Raw genomic sequence first — 21,150 nt, 5'->3', positions numbered from 1 at the left:
GCGGCCGGTAAGCGCCGCAGCGACGACTTTCGAGGAAACAAGCCATGACGCATCCGAGCGCCACAGACGTCGCACCCCGGCAGGCCATCATCGATGCCTGTCGGGAAATGTCGGCCGTGGGCATTAATCAGGGCACGTCCGGCAATATCAGCGTTCGCACCGACGACGGCATCCTGCTGACGCCGTCCGGTGTTCCCTATGACAGCATGCGGCCGGAAGACATCGTCGCGATGAAATGGGACGGGTCGTGGACGGCGCCGCAGGGCCGCGTGCCCTCGACGGAGTGGCGCTTCCATCTCGACATTCTCAAGGCCAAGCCCGAGACGAATGCCGTGGTACACGCACATCCGATCTTCTGCACGATCATCGCGATCATGAACCGCACCATTCCTGCAATCCACTACATGATCGCTGCGGCCGGCGGCAACGACATCCCCTGCGCGCCCTATGCGCAATACGGCACGGCAGAATTGTCACAAGCCGCGCTCGACGCGCTGCGCAATCGCCGCGCCTGCCTGCTCGCCCATCACGGGCTGATCGCCATTGGTCCCAATCTGCGCAAGGCGATGTGGCTTGCAGTGGAAGTCGAGGTGCTCGCCAAGCAGTATCATGGCTGTCTGCAACTCGGCACGCCGCCGCTGCTGCCGGATGCCGAGATCGACAGCATCCTGAAGCGATGGGGGCAATACGGCCTGCGCGACAGCGACGGCACGCCGAAAAGCTCGACCTAACAAACCAGCACCAACAATTGCGAGACTTGCCACATGGCCCATCCCCACGACGTCAGCGTCTGCGGCACCTACATCCTGGACATCCTCGGTGTCCCCGTTACTGAAATCCCGGCTGGCGGCGGTCGCGCGCTGATCGATGAAATCAAGCTCACGGTCGCCGGCACTGCAGGCGGCACGGTCGTACCCTGCGCCCGCCTCGGACTGAAGGCGCTCGCCGTCGGCGCGGTCGGCGCCGACGAGAAGGCCGACTGGGTGCTGAACGCGATGGAGCGCGAGGGCATCGATACTTCGGTGATGGAGCGGATGGCTGGCGTGCCGACCTCCGCGACCATCCTGCCGATCCGCCCCGATGGTTCGCGCCCCGTGCTGCATGCGCGCGGCGCCTCGGCGCGCTGGAAAATCTCGCCGGAAGCGCAAAAGGCCGCCTGCGGCAGCAAGGTGCTGCACCTCGGCGGCGTCGGTTCGCTGCTGGCGATGGACGGCGAGCCGACAGTGGCGCTGCTGCGAGACGCCAAAGCGGCCGGCTGCATTACTACAGTCGATCTTATCCAGGCCCGCGGCGAGACACTTGCGCTGGTCGAACCGCTGATGCCCTATACGGACTTCTTCATGCCCAGCATCGACGAGACCCATGCGCTGGTCGGCACGGATGATCCTGCGGCCTGTGCGCAATACTTCATCGGCAAAGGTGCCGGCGCCTGCGCGATCTCGCTCGGCGAGCACGGCTCATTCGTGATGACACGCGACGGGCGGCAGTTCACGGTGCCGGCCTTCGAGGTGACGGTGCGCGATACCTCGGGTTGCGGCGATTCCTATACCGGCGGCTTTATCGCCGGCCTCGTCCGCGACTGGGATTTGCTTGACTGCGCAAAACTGGCGACAGCCACGGCTGCCATCGTTGCGACGGGGCTCGGTTCCGGCGCCAATCTCGTGTCCTTCGAGGAGACGGTCAAGGCGATGAACACGCTGCCCGTCCGCGGCGCGCGCGCCTCATCCGCTCAATAGCAGCCTTCACTGAATCAGAAAACGTCTCGAGGAAAATCACATGACCAGACATGCCATCGTGACCGGCGCGAGCCGCGGCATTGGACGCGCCATTGCTCTTGGCCTCGCCGAGCGCGGCTACAGCCTCGCCCTCACCGACATCGCAGCGATGGAAAGCACGCTGCTGGAAACCGTCGCCGAGGTGAAGAAGCTCGGCGGCAAGTGCATCCCGGTGCTGGCGGACGTCAGCAAGCTCGAGGATTGCCAGCGCTCGGTTGCTGAAGCGGTCGCGGCTCTCGGCCATGTCGATGTTCTCGTCAACAATGCCGGCATCCTGCGCCTCGCCACGATCGAGGAGACCACGCCCGAGCATTGGGACCAGACCTTTGCCGTCAATGTCCGCGGCGTGTTCCAGATGACCCAGGCCATGGTCGTCCATATGAAGGAGCGAAAATACGGGCGCATCGTCAACATCGCCTCGCTCGCCGCACGCACTGGCGGCCCCGGCCAGTCGCATTATGCGGCGTCTAAATCCGCGGTCGTCGGCTTCACGCGCGTCTCCTCGATGGAATTCGGCGGTTTCGGCATCACCGTGAATGCCGTCTGCCCGGGCATCATCCTGACCGAAATGGGCCGCAACAATCTGCGCGATCCGGAGCGGGTCACCTATTTTGAAAAGATCACCGATCTGCATCGTCTTGGCGAGCCTGAGGATGTGGTCGGCCCGGTCGCGTTCTTCGCGTCCGACGATTCCGCCTTCGTGACGGGTCAGGCGCTCAATGTCGATGGTGGCATCTTCTACAGTTAAGCTTGCAACAAGAATAAATCAGGAAGTAACACATGGCGACGTTCAAGGCTATCCGGATCGATAAAGCGGAAAAGGGAACCACGGCGGCACTGGTGCAGTTCGACGAGGCGGACTTGATGGAAGGTGACGTGACCGTCCGCGTCGAGTGGTCCACGCTGAACTACAAGGACGGTCTGGCCCTGACCGGCACGTCGCCGGTGGTGCGGCGTTTCCCGATGATCGCCGGTATCGATTTTGCCGGCACTGTTGAGTCCTCTACCAATCCGAACTGGAAGTCCGGCGACAAGGTCATCGGCAATGGCTGGGGCATGGGCGAGACCCATCTCGGCGCCTATGCCGAGAAGGCCCGCGTCAAAGGGGACTGGCTGGTGCGCCTGCCGGACGGCATGAGCGCACGCGACGCCATGGCGATCGGCACCGCCGGCTATACCGCGATGCTGTCGGTGCTGGCGCTGGAAAATCATGGCCTGAAGCCGGCCGATGGCCCGGTGGTGGTCACCGGTGCTGCCGGCGGCGTCGGCTCGGTGGCGATCGCCGTGCTGTCGCAGCTCGGCTACCACGTCATCGCCTCTACCGGCCGCGCCTCGGAGGAGGGCTACCTGAAAGGTCTCGGCGCCGCCGAGATCATCGACCGCAACGAGCTCTCCGCACCCGGCAAGCCGCTTGGAAAGGAGCGCTGGGCCGGCGGCGTCGACAGCGTCGGTTCGACGACACTCGCGAATCTCCTCGCCATGACCAAGTATCGCGGCGCCATCGCTGCCTGCGGTCTGGCCGGCGGCATGGATCTGCCGTCTTCGGTTGCGCCCTTCATTTTGCGTGGCGTGTGTCTTCTCGGCATCGATTCCGTGATGTGCCCGATCGAGCTGCGCAAGCAGGCCTGGGCGCGGCTGTCCCGCGATCTCGATGCGGCCAAGCTCGCCGATATCACCCAGGAGATTGCGCTCGATCAGGTTATCGACGCCGGCGCCAAAGTGCTGGCAGGGCAGGTTCGCGGACGTACCGTCGTGAAGATCGGCTGACTGCCAACGGCGCGACATGCATGAGCGGGAAAGCCGTGGCCGATCTCGGCTACTCTTTCCCGCCGGCCCGCGGCGGCATATCCTTGATGCCGGGTATCATGGCCAGCGAAGCGCCGGCGACGCCGCCGGCTTCATAGGCCGTCATCGACACCATCCGCCTATTGCTGCGCTGTGTCCGCAGTTTCAAATCGAGCTTGTCGAACTCTGCATCGACTACCGAGGTCTTGAGGACCACCAGTCCGCGGCCGGTACTGTGGTTGACCTGATCGCGGCTGGCCTTCATCGCCGTCAGCTTGTCGGCGATCGACGCGACCATCCCCAACGCAAAGGAGGCGTTGGCCAGGTGCCGCTCCTGATGCCGGAACTGGCTATAAGCCGCTGAGGTTTTGAAGCGACCCAACTCTGCACGCACCGCGCCGTCGATCAGTTCCGTCAGGTAATGCGCGACTTCGATATCCGAACGCAGGCCGAAGAAGACATAGCTGCTCTCGCCAGCCACATTCTTCTCGCGCCAGACCCGGCAGTCACAGAAATTCGCGATGGCACCGATGCAGTCGTCGAGCGGGATTCGCTTCTTGCGGTGGGTCTCATACGCGCGCCGCTCGCACGGTGCCGCGCGTAGCTCCACATCGGTCAACGACAGGTCATAGCGATCGAGCAGCTCTGCGACCTTGGCCGCCGCAGACAGCGCCTCGTCCTCGGTGCAGCCACTATCCACCGTCTTGGCGCGCAACGCCTGGATGCGGAGCTTTAGCTTGTCGAGCTCGGCAAGATTGGGCTGCTGGTTCACGTCTCATAACCCCGGGATGGTCCGACCAACTGACGCCGGACGGGGTTGGCATGGCGGAGGGAGAGGAACTGGGCTCAAACCTTCTCCACCTGCCGACCGCCTTCCGTTAACAGTCCTGGCTAAAAGCCAAATCGTCGCAAATGTGCCCTCTGCAATAATATATCAGCCGAACGCCGTTGATGCAGGCACCAATTTGGCACGGTTTGTCTTCGCTGTCGTCGTCCGCGCAGTTAACAATACGAGGATCGCGATCGCGTCCATGAGTTTTGTTCTGCAACTCTATCGGGAAATCCTTCTCCCTACGGGCCGCAATTTCGTCGGCAGATGCGCGCTTGAGACCGAGTTGTTCGGCCTCTTTGACGCTTTGCGGAATTGCTGGGTCGCTCATGGCATCCTCCTATCGTCGTTGCTGACTGCGGATGGCGTTGGCGGTCGCCTGTCCGAACACGGCGGCCGCGTGAATACTTTCTCCTTCATCGCTCAAACGGACTATGGCTCTTTGCCTGTAACGCGAGGGTCGTTCGAGGGGCGCAATAGTAATCGTGGCGGTGTGTGTCTTTGTGCGGGACACGTTAACAAAGGGATTGCCTGTACCGGCAGTGACATCGATGAATTCATAGGTGGGCGTGGCGCTTGCGCCATACACGACGATGAAGCTGACCTTCCAGCTAAAGACACTGAACGGCATTCTCGCCACGCCTGGCGCTCCGGCTAGATCAGCCTTATTGTTGATAAAGTCGCCGATCTTGAGATTGCTCTTAATAAGAATGGCGTCTTCCGGCGTGCAAGATTTTGGGCTTTGGGCCAGCAGCTCGGCGAAAGCGTATGTAAATTCGACAGTCTCGTCGCGGGTCGCATTAGATGAGAGGTCGAGTCCTCCCCCGAACGTGAATTTGTTCAGCCCGTACATCTGAGTGAGAGACGCTCCGGGAGCCAAGCTTCCCTTCTCGTCTGCCACAATGTTGAGGTTGACCTTCGCGCCCCAGTCGATGAGCCAATCGACGGTCGGACCGCCAACTTTGTCACGCTGCGCCTTAATCGCACTGCGGACCCCCTCCCGTAGTTCACACTGAATCTGGCCGATGATACGCCGCTCGTTATGCCGCTGCTGCTCCGGTCTTTCGTAGAATTCGTTCATTTCTGGAACGACGGCACCACAAGCGCTCAAAAGCAGACAACCAGCGAGTAAACACACTTTTGAATATGTAATCATGGCACTCCCCCTTCCTCACTGTTGATTTGATCAAAAGCAGAGGCAATAGGGGGGCGCTTCAAGGAACCAAACTTATAGCGATAGTGATTGATCTGCCACACCCTGAAGTAGACAGGGGCTAGTCAGCGTTGAGCGCACCTAATGCGTCGGCAAGCTCTCTGACTCGCCGCTCGATGTCGGCGACCCGGTGGCCAACCAGCAGCTCTCGTCGGCCCATCATGACAATCATGGCGTCCAGGACCTGATCGCAATGGCGCGCCAAGATCAAAAGGTGCTCCCCATTGGGCCCATAAGTTCCCGCAAACCAGTTTTTGACAGTCCGCTCGTTGGCACCCGTCCACCCCGCGACCGTTTTAACGTGCACAGCGCTTTCGACAGACGCTCTGTTCAAAGCCGCAGCAATCTCTTGCGCAAAGGTTCGCCCGTTTGGAGGGAAGCCCTCGCCAGGAGCGCTGAGAAAGAACTTACCCATCATTGGAAACGACATTCCGCACCCTGCTCGCTACCATCTGGCTGCAGCAAGCCAGGTGTCCTCGGGGGAAGGCACAGCAGATAATCCTACAGGTGCCCGCTTGATCAGGCGAACCCGCGCCTCTGTTGTCAGCACAAGCTCAGCGGACACGCTGTGTCCAGCAGCCGCGTACGTGAGGATGTCAACAGAGCACCAGGACTACTCGACGGAAAATCAACTCGATACGATTAGTCGCTATGCTGAACAGCGTGGTTTTGAGATTGTCCAAGTTTACGAGGACTCTGGGCGGAGTGGCTTGAGAATTGACGGCAGAGAGGGTCTACAAAGCTTGATGAGGGCAGTGCAAAGCCAGCAGGCGGCGTTTAAGGCTATTCTGGTTTACGACGTGAGCCGATGGGGACGGTTCCAGGATGCGGATGAAGGCGCCTATCACGAGCACCTCTGCTCCAGGGCCGGCATCCGTGTGCACTACTGTGGGGAGCAATTCGACAACGACGGCAGCATCGGCTCCATCCTGCTTAAGAATGTAAAGCGGGTGATGGCGGGAGAGTATAGTCGCGAGCTCTCCGTTAAAGTGTTTGCTGGGCAGTGCCGATTGGTTGAATACGGATTTCGCCAAGGCGGCCCAGCTGGTTACGGTCTGCGTAGACTTCTCCTCGACCAAAGCAGAGCCCCGAAGGGCGAGCTCGCCGCGGGGGATCGCAAGAGCCTCCAAACAGATCGGGTCGTTCTGACCCTTGGTCCGTCAAACGAGATTGAGCAAATCAACCGCGTCTATTCGCTCTTCGTCCACGCTGCGATGTCGGAGCGCGAGATTGCGACGCTGCTCAATAATGAAGGCCGCACCACTGAGCGCGGGACGCCTTGGAGCCGCGCCTCGATCCACCAAATCCTCACCAACGAAAAATACATCGGCAACAACGTCTTCAACCGCGTGTCGTACAAACTGAAGCAACGCCGCGTCGTCAATCACCCAGACACATGGGTCCGCGCCGACGGCGCCTTTCCCGCTGTCGTCGATATCGCGCTATTTGAGCGGGCGCGGGCGATCATTGACCAGCGTAGTCATTATTTTTCCGACGAAGAGCTTCTGGCGCTCCTAAGATCAGTACTGACGGAAGAGGGATCACTCTCCGGGCTCGTGATCGACGAACGCGAGAATATGCCGTCGTCGAGCACTTATCGATATCGATTTGGCAGCCTGACGCGCGCTTACGAACTGATCGGCTATGAGCCGGACCGTGATTACAGATACATCGAAATTAATCGGAACCTACGGCGATCGTATCCGGATGTTCTCGCGACCGTCACCGCCGGCTTGCGGGAGGCGGGCGCCGATGTCGCGTTTGATGCCACGACTGATTTACTGACAATCAATGACGAGTTCACCGCATCCTTGATCATCGCGCGATCCTTCCAGACCCAAGCGGGCGCCCTGCGCTGGCGGCTCAGATTCGATACGGGTCTGGTTCCCGATGTGGTCGTTGCCCTTCGCATGGATGCGGCCAATGAAGTGCCGCATGACTATTATCTGTTTCCGAGCATAGACCTCAACGCCAGTCATTTGCGGTTGCAGGAGGACAACCCGTTAGCATTGGACGCTTACCGCTTCGATTCACTCGACTTCTTCTACGCGATCGCAGCTCGTACCAACTTCTTGGAGGATGCCGCATGAGCAAGTCTGCAGCTACCGAAAACGGCAAGACGATCAAGATCATTCCCATCGCTGAGATCCGACTGCTGAACCCGCGGGCCCGCAGCCGGCGCAATTTTCAAGAGATCGTCCGCAGCATCGCCAATGTCGGGCTGAAGCGCCCGATCACCGTAAGCCCGCGTGAAAGCCACTCAGATAGCGCGCGTTACGATCTGGTATGTGGGCAAGGCCGCATTGAGGCCTTCATTCAGCTCGGACAGTCCGAAATCCCGGCGATCGTGACCGAAGCGGAGGAAACTGATTGCTTGGTCATGAGCCTCGTTGAGAACTGTGCACGGCGACAACACCGTGCTGTCGATCTGTTAGAGGATATCAGTACCCTCAAAGGCCGCGGCTATAACGATCGAGAGATCGCCGCAAAGATTGGTGTGACCCCGGAGTATGTGACGGCAATCGCCAAGCTCTTGGAAAATGGCGAGGAGCGCCTTCTCGCGGCCGTGGAGAACGGCCTGTTACCCCTCAACATGGCGATTGAAATCTCGAAGTCGAGCGACGAAGAGGTGCAGCAGGCGCTTACGCAAGCCTATACGGAGAAGAAACTGCGCGGCCGCAAGCTTGTTGCCGTGCGCCGCTTAATCGAGCAACGCCAACGACGCGGCAAGCACATCCGTGACATTCCCAACGGGCGCCGCGACAAGTCGAAGCGCCCGTTGACCAGCGAAGCCATCATTCGCGTCTATCGACAGGAAGCTGACCGTCAAAAGCTCCTGATCAAAAAGGCTGAGGTCACCCAACAGCGGCTGCTGTTTGTGGTTGAGGCGATACGATCACTGCGCGACGACAGCAATTTCACCAATCTGCTTCGCGCCGAAAAGCTCGATTCGATGCCGGCGTTCCTGCAGGAACGCCTCACATCGGGGTTAGCCGCATGAGCACCTATTCCGAGCCCGGTCCGATCGATGCCGTCATTCAGGGATTTGACCCGACCTGCAGGACAATTCCCCTGACGGCCATTTTGCCGGTCAGAGCGATCGGAAAGACCGTCAAGACGAGTCACAAGTACAAGCAGATTGCAGCGTCCATTCGTGAGATCGGATTGGTTGAGCCGCCTGTCGTCACCCCGGCCGCGCGCAGCCCGCAGATATATTTGCTGTTAGACGGACATCTTCGGGTCGAGGTTCTGCGCGATCTTGGGGCGGCTGAGGTGGAATGCCTGATCTCCCGGGATGACGAGGCGTTCACCTATAATAAGCGCATCAACCGTCTGTCGCCGATACAAGAGCAGCGGATGATTGCCAAGGCGATCGAACGCCAAGTCCCCAAAGACAAGATTGCCCGTGCCCTCGACATCAATGTCCGCAGCATTTCGCGGAAGATGCAGATGCTGGACGGCATCTGCGGCGAAGTCACCGGATTGCTGAAAGACAAATTCTGTCCACTAGCCGTGTTCGATATCTTGCGCAAAATGCGCCCCTTGCGGCAGATCGAAGCGTCGGAGCTGATGATCAACGCCAATAATTTTGCGGTCAGTTACGCGTCGGCGATTCTCACCGCCACACCTCAATCCGAGCTCGTGGATGCCCAGACCCCGAAACGATTAAAGGGCATGACAGCCGAGGCGATTGGCCGGATGGAGCGTGAGCTCGCCCGCCTGCAGGAGGCGACCTCCTCCATTCAGGACACTTATGGTCAAGACCACCTGCATCTCACGGTCGCCAAGGGCTATCTCGGAAAGCTGATCGGCAATGAGCGCGTCGCGCGCTATCTCGCGCAGCATCAGCCGGAAGTATTGGGGGAATTTCGCAAGATTGCCGACATGACCTCGACGCTGGCGAACGAGGCGGCCTAACGGCGGGCACGCGTTCGGGTCAACGAGTCGATTCGCGTATGCGATGTTATGGAAAAACTCGGCCACTGGCCCAATCGCCGGCAACTTAAGAGCGCCGCGCGGACAGAGCGACGCCGCTAGGCCGCGGCCCTGACGAACAGACCACGTCGCCCGCCCCCGTCAGCCGACCGATGCCCCCGCTTTCGCCCGGCTGATCCCCAAGGCCAAAATGCGATGCAGCAAGCTCGGATAGTCGATCCCGTCATGTAGCGCCGCCTTGGCAAATTCCTGGCTTTGCGCGATCTCAGGGTTCGGGTTCGCTTCAATGAAATACGGCGTGCCGTCGGCAGACAAACGAAAGTCGATGCGCGCATAGCCATCTAGCCCCAATGTTCGGTAGATGCGTTTGGCAGTCCGTTGGATGCGAGCCGTGACTTCTGGTGCCAGATCATCAGCCGGCCCATCGACAATGCCGACGCGCTCTTGATAATCGGTATCGTGTTTGGCCTTTTCGGTGGCGATCTGCCGCGCACCTTGACCACCCAAAGTGCCGAATTTGAGCTCCCAGACCGGCAAGGCCCGCAGCCGGTTGTTGCCGAGCACCCCCACATAAAGCTCACGGCCCTCGATATACTGCTCGGCGATCGCGGCCGTCTGCAGCCGCTCGTGAACAAAGGCGACGCGCTCGCCAAGTTTCTCGTCGGTATCAACGATCGAGGCCTGCGAAATCCCATTGGACCCATCTTCACTGAGGCTCTTGACGATCAAGGGCAGAGCGAGCCGCGCGGGGCGTTTAACCTTGCGGTGCATCGGAAACACGCCAAAGGCCGGCACCGCGATTCGGCGATTTTGCACCAGCGTCTTGGACAGGTCCTTGCCACGCGCCAGGATCAGGCCGCGCGGGTTGCACCCCGTATATGGAATCCGCATCAGCTCGAGCAAGCTTGCGATGTGCTGATCAAACGTGGTCGTGTAGTGAAATTCCTCCAGCAACGTATAGACGACATGGGGTTTAAAATTTTCGACCTCATCGCGTATCGGTCGGATTTCCTCCTGAACCGCGAGCGGACGAACATCGTGGCCTGCAGCACGCAATGTGCTGACGACGTCAAATTCTGTTTTCCATAAGTTAGTTTCCTGCGCGCTGTAACCATCGGTTGTCTCCGGCGGCACGCAATCGGGATGCATGAGAACGAGCACGCGAAGCCGCCTCATAGCGCAATCCATTTGCGCCTGGACGGACCAAACAACGCGTGCATGGTCTTCGCCGTTAAAAGAATGGTGAAATTGACCAGCAATTGTTGTTCGGATCCCAAGGCACGCAGGTCAAGCTCGCGGCAACGTGAAATCATGTCGTCCAAAACGGCGTCAAGCGTGAGCTGGTTTTCACCTGTCCATCGCGCGACCATCTGCCTGACCTGCGCGCGGTGCCGCCTGATGAAAGACGCCGCCGATTGCGCGCGTCGATGCCGCGGATCGGCCGAGAAAAGGCGGTTGAGGTCGCGGTCGTAAGTCTTCGGCGGCGTAAATGCGTAGAACGCTTGCTTTGTCTGGTAATGCTCGCCCAGCGTTTGGCTCAGCTTCGACAGAGGTTCAACACGCTCGCGTGTGGTGATTAGTGGCTTTTCGCCCGCGATCTCGCTCATCAGCTCGTCGACATATTCGAGCTTCTTTAGCGCCGGCCAGTCGGCATATCGGGTTCGCCAGCTCGACCGCGGTCGCAGCCACACCGCAAAGGTTTCTGCGAAATCCTCGTCTGGGTGGCTTTGTGCATACCAGCGCCGAAGGTGCTGGACGTAACGCCGGCTGGCCGGATTTGGCCGGTAATAAAGTGGGTAACGCTTGGACGACAGGCCGAACAGTTGCTGCCAGCGCCGGCGACGTTGCAATTGGTAGGCATGCTGCACGGCATGGCCTGTCTCGTGACGGAGAATGGCCATGCACTCTGACCGGGTGCTGCCTTCGGCCTCAAACATCATCTTCTTCTCGAGCTTCATGAGGCGGGGATGAGCGAGGTAGAACGGGATGGCAATGCCTGGCACATCGGCCGGACTGAACCATTCGCTCGAAATCCATACATTCGGCCGAAGCCGAATACCGCGATCCTTCAGCTCTTCATACAGAGTGTAGATACAATCCTCGAGCCAAGTGCCTTTGATCGTCACCCTCAAAGTACTAAAGCGTTGCTTGAGCAACTGCTCATCCGACAATTGTTCCCAAGGATGCTTCCGAAGCGGCATAAGAGTCCATGGCGATAAAAGACACGACTTGGATCGTGTCATAGGTTGCCAGTCGCAACAACCACCGAGGCTTCGCGGATAGCGTGGCCCGGGGCGGCTATACAACACAGCAAAAGCGCCGCGTCCACGGAGGTCAATTTACGCATCTCAACCGTTTAGCGATGAGGCAACGCGCCGGACTGGACTCGGAAAAGAGGCATTATGGAATATCGAACGCGTGCGCCGCAGTATTTCCTCGCGCTTGCCAGGATCTGTTTTGACAGACGGTCCGCAGCATGCCTCGCTTCATAGCGCAACTAGTCGTAACGCGATCGGTCAATGACCGACTAGACGCAATCAAAGTGCAGGCGGTCGCAGGTCGATCTTCCATTCGAAAGCCTGATCGGCTGTAATCCCGTTGCGCTCGAGCGCATCGAGCAAATCATTTGCTCTAGGCAAACCTATAGCGAGACGGTAGGTCGCCAATCGGGCACGCAACCGGGGCCAACTGTCTTGTTCACGGCTGAAGTTCAAGAACGGTATGATTCTTCTGATCTTTGTCGGCTTTGTACCTTGTTCAAATAACCAACACGGAGACAGCTCGTTATCAATATCCACCGTTGATGCGATTTCGAAAAGCTTCTGCCAAGGATCAGAGCCTGGAGAAGGGCATGCTGCCGCCAGACCAGAAAGCCCAATAAAACTTGCAACGTTCAAGCGCACGGCGTGCCCCTTATATCGATGGACACGACCTTCACGCTGTTCAAGTTCGACTGGTGACCGAGGCAGATTCCAATGAACCACCGCATGACACCACGGATGAAAGTCCAACCCCTCTTGCCCGACCGCGGTGGATGCCAAGATGAACGGCTTGAAGGGAGAATTAAATGCGGCGCGCACCGCGTCGAGACGGCTTACCGCACCGTCAGCCTCTTTCACCTCAGCAAATCGTGCACTATGCCGGCATCTTAAGCGCACCAGATCAGCGGTAGATTCAGCTTTGCGACTACGTCGCCGTTCGAGTCCAAGCACATCGATAGACGACCGCCGAAGTGTAAGCGAGGTGTGGACAACCGTCGCGGCCTTCTCAAGTTTCTCCGCGTCCGTTCCATCGAACATCGCCAGACCGTCAGCTTCGAAATGCAATTGTTCGTCCAGAAGCGACTGAAGATTTCCTGCGATACAATAATCGAGCGCTTGATCCCAATATATACGCTTTCGGCCCGGCTGTTCGAGTTGAACTGCGGCGGCAGCTTCGCCTTGGTTGAACAGACTCTGAAATCCGCGCGCCACGTGGAAAGCGCAACGTTTGAGCTCTGACACTGTCACAGGTCCAGATGCGGTTCGCGACAGCGCACGAAAGGCGCAGTTACCGGGTCCTGCCACCGCAAGCTTTGCGAGCACTCGGACCAGATCTCGGGGACGTTTTCCCAGGCTCTCAGGGCGGTCAAGAACCGCGGAAATTGCGTCATTCACGCGGTCTAAGTCTGTAGAGGCGGTCTCCTTCGCGGCGAGAAACTGATCGTCCATCGACAACCACTGTCGATTCACCGTTTCACTTTCTAGAAGAAGAGGAGCTGCCCAGTACCAGCGGTCGTCGACACGACCCACCTGGGATCCCAGCGGTAGAGTTTTGAGCGACGGCCGTATTCTGGCTTCAGCGGCTTTCAGAACTTGCGATGCCTCGACCGGTGCCCCTGCGGCGATCGCGGGCGGCAGAGGGTCCCCCCACCTTGCCATGTTCGGCCCGGATAAAAGAAGGGCGAGGGGGACCATCGATGACGTCGCATCGTCCCCTGCCCGATTAGCGCGGCCCAGCCGAAGCATATTCCCGAGATCGCCGAAACGCTTATGACGTAGGCCAGGACCGCTATCCGTGCGCGAATTTCGCTTAGTGCGCGAAGCTCGCATCCCTGCTGCAAGTCGCAACTCGAGCTCGTACGATGTAAGCGCCGTGATCGCGTCGGGTGCCAACCGCCATTCAGTAAAAATGAGCCGCTTCAAGTCCGGCGCAGCCTCAGAGAACTGCCCTGCCGGCCTCAGATAAGGGAGTGACGGAGGAATCCAAAGTAGCCGCTCGACGCCATCCGGCATCGCGCTCTTTATTAAGTGGCGCAAGCGCGCCGACGGAGAAACCAAAGGGTCAAGACGTTTGAGCGCCCGCTGGTCGAGCAAAAGCTCGCCGCGTTTCGCTTCCTGCGCAACAAATCGTCGATCCTTTATTTGCGCAACCGCGATTGCTGCATCCCGAAATTGATATCCCCTCATGAAGTCAAGGAAGAAGGGAGCTGACTTCCAATATTCGACCGGGTCACGGACCCGAAGTCGCCGCGCGATGCGACGCGCGGCCATTGCTCCTCCAAGATCTTGGACGTCAGGCTGCAAACCCAAAACCTCTTCGTCGACCATGGCATTCGAGTCAGTCATCGAGCCGGTCCGCTCAGTGCGGCACATAATCTTTCGCAGGATCAAGCGCGCATGATTGCGCGCTGTTATGACCGCATTCGCTTCCGGCGGATTGGCCCGCAAAGCCCTTGAATAACTGCTGAGTGAATCTGAGAGCGCAGCGGATGAATCAGCACCTGCAAGGAATCGTACTAGCGCAACAAAGTCAGCATAAGGCTTCTCGTCCGGGGCGAGTTCCCCGCCCGCGATGCGATACGGAGTGGCGGAAAGAAGAAGGACACGGCGCTCGGGAATTTTTTGCGTTAAGAGGCGCTCGGCCAAGCGCACACCGAAATCGCGTTCCGCATTCGCAAAGTCGAAGAGCGGCGAGAAGCGCTGAAACTCGTCGACGATGATCAGACCATTGCTCGCTAGCGTCCCAGCACTCTGAAGGGCAAGTTCTTTGCGCAATCGACCGACGAGCTCATCCTGTTTCTTCTTAAGAATTCTCTTTGCTTCTTTGCTCGGCCCAACTGTCGGGGCTTCAACTGCGGTATTACGGATTTCCGTCAAGAGCGACTGGTCTCCTCGGACGGCGCCCCTAAACGCCCGAATTACGATTGGATCGCACTTTGTAATGTCTAGTCCATCAAGCACTCGCGCCCAGCTAGCGTCAGTGACTTGCTGCATGATCGTCAAAAAACCATCGCTCTTGAACGTAGAGCGCAAGCACAGGTATATGAGAGCTCGCTCACGAACCGTGCCCGAGCGTCCACTCACCTTGAAGGACGTGCTTGGCGTGAGCGCGAGATAACGTACACCTCCCTTGGCGGGAGGTTCGGCCGCAAGCAACGTCAGCCGGGTTGCTTTTGTGGTCCCACCATGGCCGTGAACCTTTAGCCGCTTTAAATTCTGACTCGCGACAGGCTGGCTTGAGCAGAGGTAGACAATGTCCGTGCTTTCACCGGGTCTACGCCGCAGAGCTTCGGCCACAACCTCTCGAGCTACTATAGTTTTTCCAAGACCTACTTCGTCGGCAACAAGAAAACGACGGGCGGGCACCGCGTCTTCCCAGAACCTCTTAATGACGTATGCAATCGTCCGCTTCTGAAACCGAGTCGGGTCGCTTCTGCGGGCCATTTCGATCATCGTTTTGTCCTGGTCATTTTGAGGATGGCTAACCAGAGCTCTCGGAATTCCAACGGAGCAACTGCTTCGAGCTCCTCGGGACTAAACGCCTTTAAAGTTTCTTCAATTGATTGCAGTCGAGCAGGATTATCGGCGGCGCAACTAATCAACATTTCGAGGATGCCCGATCGGTTTGTGGGCCCCCAAATGGTGGGTTGACCAGCCGCGCCGTTTGCGGCGTCGATCGCGTCAAGCGAAGTAAAATCCCCTAGGAGGCCCCTAAGAAAATCCGAAAAACTTCTGTTATCTGGGATCAACGCCTTGAGCGCCGCATGTCGCCGCGCCTCATCCTCGACTCCACGCACCTCAAGATTAAGAATGAATGCGATCGGCCCGCTGGAGGTTTCGGCTTCAAAGACGATAAAGCCGGTTATCTCAGCCAGTTCGAGCGTACCCGGAAGCCTGGCCGGCTTCCCCGCCGCCAGTGACGTGCCACATGCGCCCGAGCGGTTGCCGGCGAGCGTAGCCGGGCGAAAACGAAGGTTAGGTAACAGCGCTTCTATATCTGTGTGGGCAATCCGGGGTGTCAAGCTCAGCTCCCAGCCACTTGCACCAAGGTTACACTCGAGATGAAGCTGCGCTGCGAGCAAATAGGCCCGCGCGGGGCGATCATCGAAAGGTTCGGGAACGGGTTCATTTCTCTCATCCGGCTCGAAGTCCGCGAGCACGGAGCCCATGCTGCGGGGGTCGAGAAGCGCGTCGATACCCGCTTCACCGATGGCAGCGGTGCAATCGAAGCTAACCATGAACTCTACATTTCGACCGCTGGTAGCCGCGGAAGTGGCATTCATCGACCCGACGGCAATGCGAACCTTCGCCTGGCTTTCCCAGATGAGAAATTTGGCATGGAGACCCATGGCACGTGTGCCCTCGGTGGGTATTTCGGGTAGCGCCAGAACCATCTTCCGGTCAGCATTGCCGCTGACAGCTTGCCAGCATCGCTCTAGGGCATCCGGCCGTGACACGATGAGGGGTATTGTGTCCACCGACTTGCCCAGGTCCTTAATCGCTGAAGCAGTTAGAAAGGGAGAGACAATAGCAAGCCGCTTGCTTTTTGGCTGGAGCCAAGGACTTCCGACCTGATTACCGACCACATGGAATGTAGGTGTGCCTGTCCCTGCGGGCATCTTCCATTTAACCGCTTCTATCTCGCTAGCAAGTTCAAAGAGCAATTTGCGACGACCTGCATCAAGCGGACGAACGCACCGGGTCGGGAGCAGGCGCAATAGCACACCGAGATCATTCGTCTTGGGCGTTCCAAGCGTTGACTTGCTGTCCAACACTACGCCAGCATCCCAAGACGCGTCGCCTGTGAGATTGCGGCTCATGATAGCCACGCGTAGCAGCGATCGCTTCGCCTCACTATGCTTGAAACGCATCACCCACACCTTGGGGTGGAAGCTCCCTCCGTTTGGCGCCGACACTTCGTGGACCATCTCTTCAGCTTCAATAATTGCGGGAGGCACGAGCTCAGCCGGTTGGATTGCGGCGCCTTGACAGAAGATGGCTGTGCGGCCGCAGACACGTTTAAGCGCCGCCAAGTCGGCGGCTGTGACGCGTCCGGCGCGTCTTTTGCCCGAGTCCGAAGCATCGACAAGCATCGCGGCAGGCAGTGAAAGGACGGTGTCTAGCGACGCCGAATAAGTCGTAACAACCAGACAATCAAGAGCGAAACCATCGGGCGGACGTAGGATATCGTAAATCGACAACCGACTTTGCGGCTCAAGCATTTTCGGGCGTCGCTAAGTCGTTGAGGCAGCTCCGCGCCGTATTCCACCGGTAGTCCATTTGCTGGCTTCCCGACTCGCCCCCCCAACGGTCTCGTTGCTTACTGAAGCGAATGCGAGATGTGCCGCTGCTGGCCTTCAAGAAGACTTCCCGGTCGCTCACGAGTCGGCTCGCCGCCGAACTCGCGAGCAGCTTCTCGGGCTCGTCGCACAATTTCGTCCATTGGCGTACGAACGAGATAGACTGGAGGTCGATGCGGTGGCGGGTCATCGTTCCCAGCGCGGCTAGCTCCGGGATGCGCCTGGCCAGCAACGAGACGTCGGCGGGGTTGAGGCTCTTGACCCAATTTGAGAGTGCTGTGACATGGCTGGAGAGAGTACGGGTCGCAACATCACTGGCAGGCATCAATCGCGAAACGCACACGTTATATAAAATGACCGCGCCGTGCATAATCTGGGCAAATGCTGCGGCCAGCAGTAACATATCGCGAGCTTCGGACCTAAGATTACTCATCCGGGGATGTTCCCACGGAGCCTGAGCGTTCGTTCTACGCCGGTAACGCAAGAAGGTCCCGAATAAATTATACTCATGGCCGCGCCCAGTTGGGTTCACGCAGGCGTCTGCCAGGCGCGTGCGAAGGAAGGCGGCTTCGTCGCTACTCAGCGTGAAGTCGAGGCCATCGACCTTTGGAAACCCCTTCGGGGGCGGCGGACGATCAAGATCAAACCCGAGATTGATCGAAACCTTAGGGCCATCCTCCATAAGATTATCAGTTCGAGCAGCGCTCCTGCCTGCTGCAGCCTGTCGCGCCCACCGCTGGCGGCTCCCGCTAGTAAGACGCATTCCGAGCACCATTAGCCCATTCCAGTATATTTCACTTGGCATGCGCTCGAGATCTTCTTGGCTCACAATTCCGATAACACCTTGGCCCTCGCCGAGGTGCTTGAGTGAATGGATCAGGGCCTCTTCGTTCGTCCGGAGCCTGCCAAGAATTCGATCGGCCTCTCCTTGCGAGGCAGCCACCTCGCAGCACCATTGGACAAACAGAAAATAACGAACACGCTGCTGGATAGTCGAAAGGCCAGGAAAAAAGAGGTCGGCGAAGCTGTCCCTGATGGTGCCAAGGCCCAATTCGTCACGTGCGTCTTGCCCTTTGGCCGCACCTAAAGCGCGAAGGATTGCATCTTCCTGTTCAGCGTCATGGTCAATCCAGCCCAGAAAGTTCATTATCTCCCCCTTGCGCTTCGACATCGCGATGCTTTGAAGCCTCTTGCGATCTATTACTTTTATCGAAGCGTAACTACGTGAAAATCGGAATCTGCGTCTTAGGACGTCAGAGAAGTAAACGGCCCATCTGAGCGGCATCGTCAACAAACTTGGCAGAGTCAACGGTTACTATCTTGAGCGGATGAGCGGGAATCGCTTATTCAAACATCCGATAAGCGCAGTGACCTTATTTCCTCCACAACATTCGGGCCAAAACGGAGGTCGCTTCTTCGGCTCGCGAGAAGATCATCAAGTAGCGCGGCCATATTCGCCCATCGCAGCCTTGTGCCGCCACCGGCAGCTCTCATTCCTCTGCCGTCCACAAGATCAATAAGCTTATCCTGGGCCTCCAACGACAGACCCAACGCATTGGACGTATAAACGAACTGTAGTCCCGTCAGCTTCTCGACGCTCTCGATCTCCTCAGCCGATTCGAATTCAGGCAAGATTTCGGGAACACCAAGGAGCAGCGTCGTGTCGATGCTTTCGACCTCGCTCCAAAGGTCCGTTCCGATCGTTGAGGTCACTGCCCTTATCCACGGGCTGAGAGAGCCGTGAAACGACAGAATAAGTTCTCGTTTCGCGCGGGTCATGGCCACGTAGAGCTTGCAGGATGCGCGGAATTCCTCCTCCTTCGGTGCGTCGTGCGGAGGGAGGATTCCATCCGAGCACTGTAGAATGATCAGCGTATCGAACTCGTATCCCTTCGTCTGCTCTAGATCGCAAAACACTAGTGGGTCGATTCCAGGATCATAAGTCCCATCAAGCGCTGTGACACCGCACTTTTTCGCAAACCCTCTAACGTCACGAGCGGAGAAGCCGGCGAAAGCGATGCATACCGATTTTGCGCCCTGTCTCAGCCTCGTCGCGGCGTATGTTCTTGCGTAGGCAACCTCCTCCTCAAGCGTCGCAGCGGCCAACGCCATCGGAACCGGCCCGCTAAAGTTAGCAAACTTCGGGTCTAGAATTTCTAGATCTTCATCACCAAGGATCTCCTCGTACAGATTGTTTTTGAGGACATCATAGGCTGCGTGAAGGATTTCCCTGCTGTTCCTGTAGTTTTGTCGAATACGCTCCCGAGCGACCCCCGTGATTCCGGCCTCTGCAAGCGAGCGGTGTTTCGGAAGGATCGTCTGCGCAATGTCTCCACACAAGAAAATGTCGTTTAGGCCGCTTGGCACCAGCTTGCGGACCACGCGCAATTCCGTTGTTCCAAAATCTTGCGCTTCGTCGACTAGGACATTTGTAAACAGCGGCTCAAGCCGGTCGAGATGGTTGGCCAAAGCCGAAGTCAGTCCGAGATAGTCGATGACCCCAACGTCTCGCATCTTTTTTTCCCAACCTTCAAGCCCTCGCAAGAGGTCCTGTCTCCGTTCATCGACGATCGGAAACTTCCTTCCCTTGCGTTCTTTTGTGAGATAGTCGGTGCGCGCGCTCGGCTCGACTGCGCTTCTTATCCAGTCGAATTCCTCTCGGACGTATGCCTCGCCAGCAACACGCCGCGCGGTGATGGATCGATGCAACGGAAGGAGGACCTTACCGTCCGTGTTATTCGTCCAGCATCGGTAATATTCCCTAAATACTTCATCGACGTGCTCACTCAGCTTCCAGGTGACGTCTGCAAAGATCCTGTCGTTCTCCGGCTCAAAGCGATGGAGCAACTGTTGTGCAAGTTCGAAGAACGAGGTGACCTGGATACGGCCCAAGACGGCAGGATCGGTGCAGGCAGCCTCGACGAGTTGCTTGAGCAGACAGGCTAAACTCCGGTTAAGCGTCAGTACAAGGACGCGCGCATCGGGACGTCCAGCAAGGCGAAGTGCTCTACGAACCGTCACGCAGGTCTTTCCGGACCCCGATACGCCAGAGAGTTGAGCAACGCCCGAATATTCCGCTTTTACGACCTTGTCCTGCTCCGGATGCAGGTAGAGAAACCACTCATACCAAGGCGTCCGTTTTTCGAAGGCGGCCAGCCAAGCGCCATATTCAGGCGATCCTATGCGAATGCGCTGGACATCTTCCCCGTCAATCACCTCGATCGTATCCGTCTCGTCCCAATTCTCGACTTCTTTAATCCGGCCAAGACTGACGTCGACGTGCGCTTGCGCCCCGGCGTGATCTCCGACGCTCAGGAGATTGAAGACTGCCCTAACAAGTTCAGCTTTTCTAGCATCCTCGATTTCACGGAGAATGCTTTCCAATTCTTCAGCTGTGGACCTGCCATCGAAAGTCTCCAGCCTCTTGGCTATGCTTCGTGGCAGGTCCAGAACATGATCCATGGCTTCAATGTCGAGCCAATCGGCCAAAGGTTTATCGTGATGGTCCGCATGGTAATGTCCTACGTGCCCTATCTGATTGCCGATACCCGGAACGAGAATGGTCCGGCCATCCCTGATCCCGAACCGCTGGCCTTGGTGCCCATCCAGCCAATGATCGACATCGTCGTGATTTCCGACAAAGAGGAAAAAGCAAGTCTTTTCGGTTTGCTGAGTCACGAGGCGCCAGCCGTCACCAAGTTCGTACTTCACACAATGAGGCATTCGGTTTTCACCGTGCTTGGTTACGGGGAATCCCCTGAATGGATCCGGATCCTCCACGCCGCCGACGATCGCACGAACCTTCATTGCAGTCTTTTGGCCCCGCCCGCCTCCCTGAATTGCTCCGTTTAGGGACCGATCGAAATCCTTCGTTTTGAAATACTCTATCGCCATCGAACGAATACCTTGGAGTTAAAATGTAAGTTTGGGGCATTTTTGGTTTTGGCGTGCATGCCTTAGTAAATTCAGAGAACTTTTTCGTCGAACTTCGCTAGGACGAGCTAAGCGCCGGGCAAAAAGTATTTCAGGTATAAAAATATGGAGCACCGGC

The 21,150-nt window shown here is 58.1% G+C and carries 17 protein-coding genes; 7 read left to right on the top strand and 10 right to left on the bottom strand.

From position 1 onward, the window contains the following. The first annotated feature begins 44 nt into the window (after positions 1–44). From CIW50_RS03885 to acuI, 4 genes are read left to right on the top strand one after another with little or no spacing between them, the layout of a single operon-like run. Entirely contained in the window at positions 45–731 is a 687-nt protein-coding gene (locus CIW50_RS03885; protein ID WP_149529917.1) for an L-fuculose-phosphate aldolase, read from the top strand. A 33-nt stretch (positions 732–764) separates the two neighbouring features. Beyond that, a complete protein-coding gene (locus CIW50_RS03880) occupies positions 765–1,736 on the top strand; it encodes a sugar kinase (protein WP_149529916.1) in 972 nt (323 codons plus the stop codon). 40 nt (positions 1,737–1,776) lie between these two features. Further along, a complete protein-coding gene (locus CIW50_RS03875; RefSeq protein ID WP_149529915.1) occupies positions 1,777–2,523 on the top strand; it encodes an SDR family NAD(P)-dependent oxidoreductase in 747 nt (248 codons plus the stop codon). 32 nt (positions 2,524–2,555) lie between these two features. Continuing rightward, positions 2,556–3,542 carry an acrylyl-CoA reductase (NADPH) gene (acuI, locus tag CIW50_RS03870; RefSeq protein ID WP_149529914.1) on the top strand — a complete coding sequence of 329 codons (987 nt, stop codon included), beginning with the start codon at positions 2,556–2,558 and terminating at the stop codon, positions 3,540–3,542. Between the two features lie 49 nt (positions 3,543–3,591). Here the strand turns inward: acuI and CIW50_RS03865 are convergent, their stop codons facing one another. The 4 genes from CIW50_RS03865 to CIW50_RS03850 form a co-directional block, all read right to left on the bottom strand. Then, positions 3,592–4,332 (bottom strand): DUF2786 domain-containing protein, encoded by a 741-nt coding sequence (locus tag CIW50_RS03865; RefSeq protein WP_149529913.1) that lies wholly within the window; start codon positions 4,330–4,332, stop codon positions 3,592–3,594. Between the two features lie 106 nt (positions 4,333–4,438). Continuing rightward, positions 4,439–4,720 carry a hypothetical protein gene (locus CIW50_RS03860; protein WP_149529912.1) on the bottom strand — a complete coding sequence of 94 codons (282 nt, stop codon included), beginning with the start codon at positions 4,718–4,720 and terminating at the stop codon, positions 4,439–4,441. A 9-nt stretch (positions 4,721–4,729) separates the two neighbouring features. Continuing rightward, positions 4,730–5,545 (bottom strand): hypothetical protein, encoded by an 816-nt coding sequence (locus CIW50_RS03855; protein WP_149529911.1) that lies wholly within the window; start codon positions 5,543–5,545, stop codon positions 4,730–4,732. Between the two features lie 118 nt (positions 5,546–5,663). Continuing rightward, entirely contained in the window at positions 5,664–6,032 is a 369-nt protein-coding gene (locus CIW50_RS03850; RefSeq protein WP_197738345.1) for a hypothetical protein, read from the bottom strand. A 40-nt stretch (positions 6,033–6,072) separates the two neighbouring features. On the opposite strand from CIW50_RS03850, the gene CIW50_RS03845 reads away from it, so the two are divergent. The 3 genes from CIW50_RS03845 to CIW50_RS03835 are packed head-to-tail and all read left to right on the top strand — an operon-like array spanning position 6,073 to position 9,520. Beyond that, positions 6,073–7,692, top strand: coding sequence for a recombinase family protein (locus CIW50_RS03845; RefSeq protein ID WP_502707353.1), 1,620 nt, complete (start codon positions 6,073–6,075; stop codon positions 7,690–7,692). Beyond that, positions 7,689–8,603 (top strand): plasmid partitioning protein RepB C-terminal domain-containing protein, encoded by a 915-nt coding sequence (locus tag CIW50_RS03840; RefSeq protein ID WP_149529909.1) that lies wholly within the window; start codon positions 7,689–7,691, stop codon positions 8,601–8,603. Before CIW50_RS03845 ends, CIW50_RS03840 begins: the two co-directional genes overlap by 4 nt. Further along, the gene (locus CIW50_RS03835) at positions 8,600–9,520 is read left to right on the top strand and encodes a plasmid partitioning protein RepB C-terminal domain-containing protein (RefSeq protein ID WP_149529908.1); all 921 of its coding nucleotides are present in this window, start codon (positions 8,600–8,602) and stop codon (positions 9,518–9,520) included. Before CIW50_RS03840 ends, CIW50_RS03835 begins: the two co-directional genes overlap by 4 nt. A gap of 159 nt (positions 9,521–9,679) precedes the next feature. On the opposite strand, the gene CIW50_RS03830 is transcribed toward CIW50_RS03835, so the two are convergent. The 6 genes from CIW50_RS03830 to CIW50_RS03805 form a co-directional block, all read right to left on the bottom strand. Next, positions 9,680–10,699: a D-alanine--D-alanine ligase family protein gene (locus CIW50_RS03830; RefSeq protein WP_246664128.1), complete on the bottom strand. Its 1,020-nt coding sequence runs from the start codon at positions 10,697–10,699 to the stop codon at positions 9,680–9,682. 11 nt (positions 10,700–10,710) lie between these two features. After that, complete coding sequence (locus tag CIW50_RS03825) at positions 10,711–11,694, bottom strand: putative zinc-binding metallopeptidase (protein ID WP_246664127.1); 984 nt, start codon at positions 11,692–11,694, stop codon at positions 10,711–10,713. Between the two features lie 381 nt (positions 11,695–12,075). Continuing rightward, complete coding sequence (locus CIW50_RS03820) at positions 12,076–15,252, bottom strand: helicase C-terminal domain-containing protein (RefSeq protein ID WP_149529905.1); 3,177 nt, start codon at positions 15,250–15,252, stop codon at positions 12,076–12,078. After that, positions 15,249–17,021, bottom strand: a complete 1,773-nt coding sequence (locus CIW50_RS03815; protein WP_149529904.1) for a phospholipase D family protein — start codon at positions 17,019–17,021, stop codon at positions 15,249–15,251. Before CIW50_RS03815 ends, CIW50_RS03820 begins: the two co-directional genes overlap by 4 nt. Continuing rightward, positions 17,014–18,246 (bottom strand): DUF6361 family protein, encoded by a 1,233-nt coding sequence (locus CIW50_RS03810; protein WP_149529903.1) that lies wholly within the window; start codon positions 18,244–18,246, stop codon positions 17,014–17,016. The genes CIW50_RS03815 and CIW50_RS03810 overlap by 8 nt, the downstream gene beginning before the upstream one ends. Positions 18,247–18,446: 200 nt before the next feature. Then, positions 18,447–20,906: a UvrD-helicase domain-containing protein gene (locus CIW50_RS03805; RefSeq protein ID WP_172980205.1), complete on the bottom strand. Its 2,460-nt coding sequence runs from the start codon at positions 20,904–20,906 to the stop codon at positions 18,447–18,449. Positions 20,907–21,150 lie beyond the last annotated feature (244 nt).

Origin of the sequence: Tardiphaga sp. P9-11 (assembly GCF_008329525.1) — a bacterium.
Lineage (GTDB): Bacteria > Pseudomonadota > Alphaproteobacteria > Rhizobiales > Xanthobacteraceae > Tardiphaga.
Note: the sequence above shows the minus strand (reverse complement) of the source record. Positions and strands in the feature narration are given on the sequence as shown.

Bases quoted from the DNA above. Each gene is read 5' to 3' on its own strand.
- CIW50_RS03835 (WP_149529908.1), top strand. From the start codon at position 8,600: ATGAGCACCTATTCCGAGCCCGGTCCGATCGATGCCGTCATTCAGGGA.
- CIW50_RS03805 (WP_172980205.1), bottom strand. From the start codon at position 20,906: ATGAAGGTTCGTGCGATCGTCGGCGGCGTGGAGGATCCGGATCCATTC.
- CIW50_RS03840 (WP_149529909.1), top strand. From the start codon at position 7,689: ATGAGCAAGTCTGCAGCTACCGAAAACGGCAAGACGATCAAGATCATT.
- CIW50_RS03885 (WP_149529917.1), top strand. From the start codon at position 45: ATGACGCATCCGAGCGCCACAGACGTCGCACCCCGGCAGGCCATCATC.
- CIW50_RS03855 (WP_149529911.1), bottom strand. From the start codon at position 5,545: ATGATTACATATTCAAAAGTGTGTTTACTCGCTGGTTGTCTGCTTTTG.
- CIW50_RS03810 (WP_149529903.1), bottom strand. From the start codon at position 18,246: ATGAACTTTCTGGGCTGGATTGACCATGACGCTGAACAGGAAGATGCA.
- CIW50_RS03815 (WP_149529904.1), bottom strand. From the start codon at position 17,021: ATGCTTGAGCCGCAAAGTCGGTTGTCGATTTACGATATCCTACGTCCG.
- CIW50_RS03850 (WP_197738345.1), bottom strand. From the start codon at position 6,032: ATGTCGTTTCCAATGATGGGTAAGTTCTTTCTCAGCGCTCCTGGCGAG.
- CIW50_RS03860 (WP_149529912.1), bottom strand. From the start codon at position 4,720: ATGAGCGACCCAGCAATTCCGCAAAGCGTCAAAGAGGCCGAACAACTC.
- CIW50_RS03875 (WP_149529915.1), top strand. From the start codon at position 1,777: ATGACCAGACATGCCATCGTGACCGGCGCGAGCCGCGGCATTGGACGC.
- CIW50_RS03820 (WP_149529905.1), bottom strand. From the start codon at position 15,252: ATGATCGAAATGGCCCGCAGAAGCGACCCGACTCGGTTTCAGAAGCGG.
- acuI (WP_149529914.1), top strand. From the start codon at position 2,556: ATGGCGACGTTCAAGGCTATCCGGATCGATAAAGCGGAAAAGGGAACC.
- CIW50_RS03880 (WP_149529916.1), top strand. From the start codon at position 765: ATGGCCCATCCCCACGACGTCAGCGTCTGCGGCACCTACATCCTGGAC.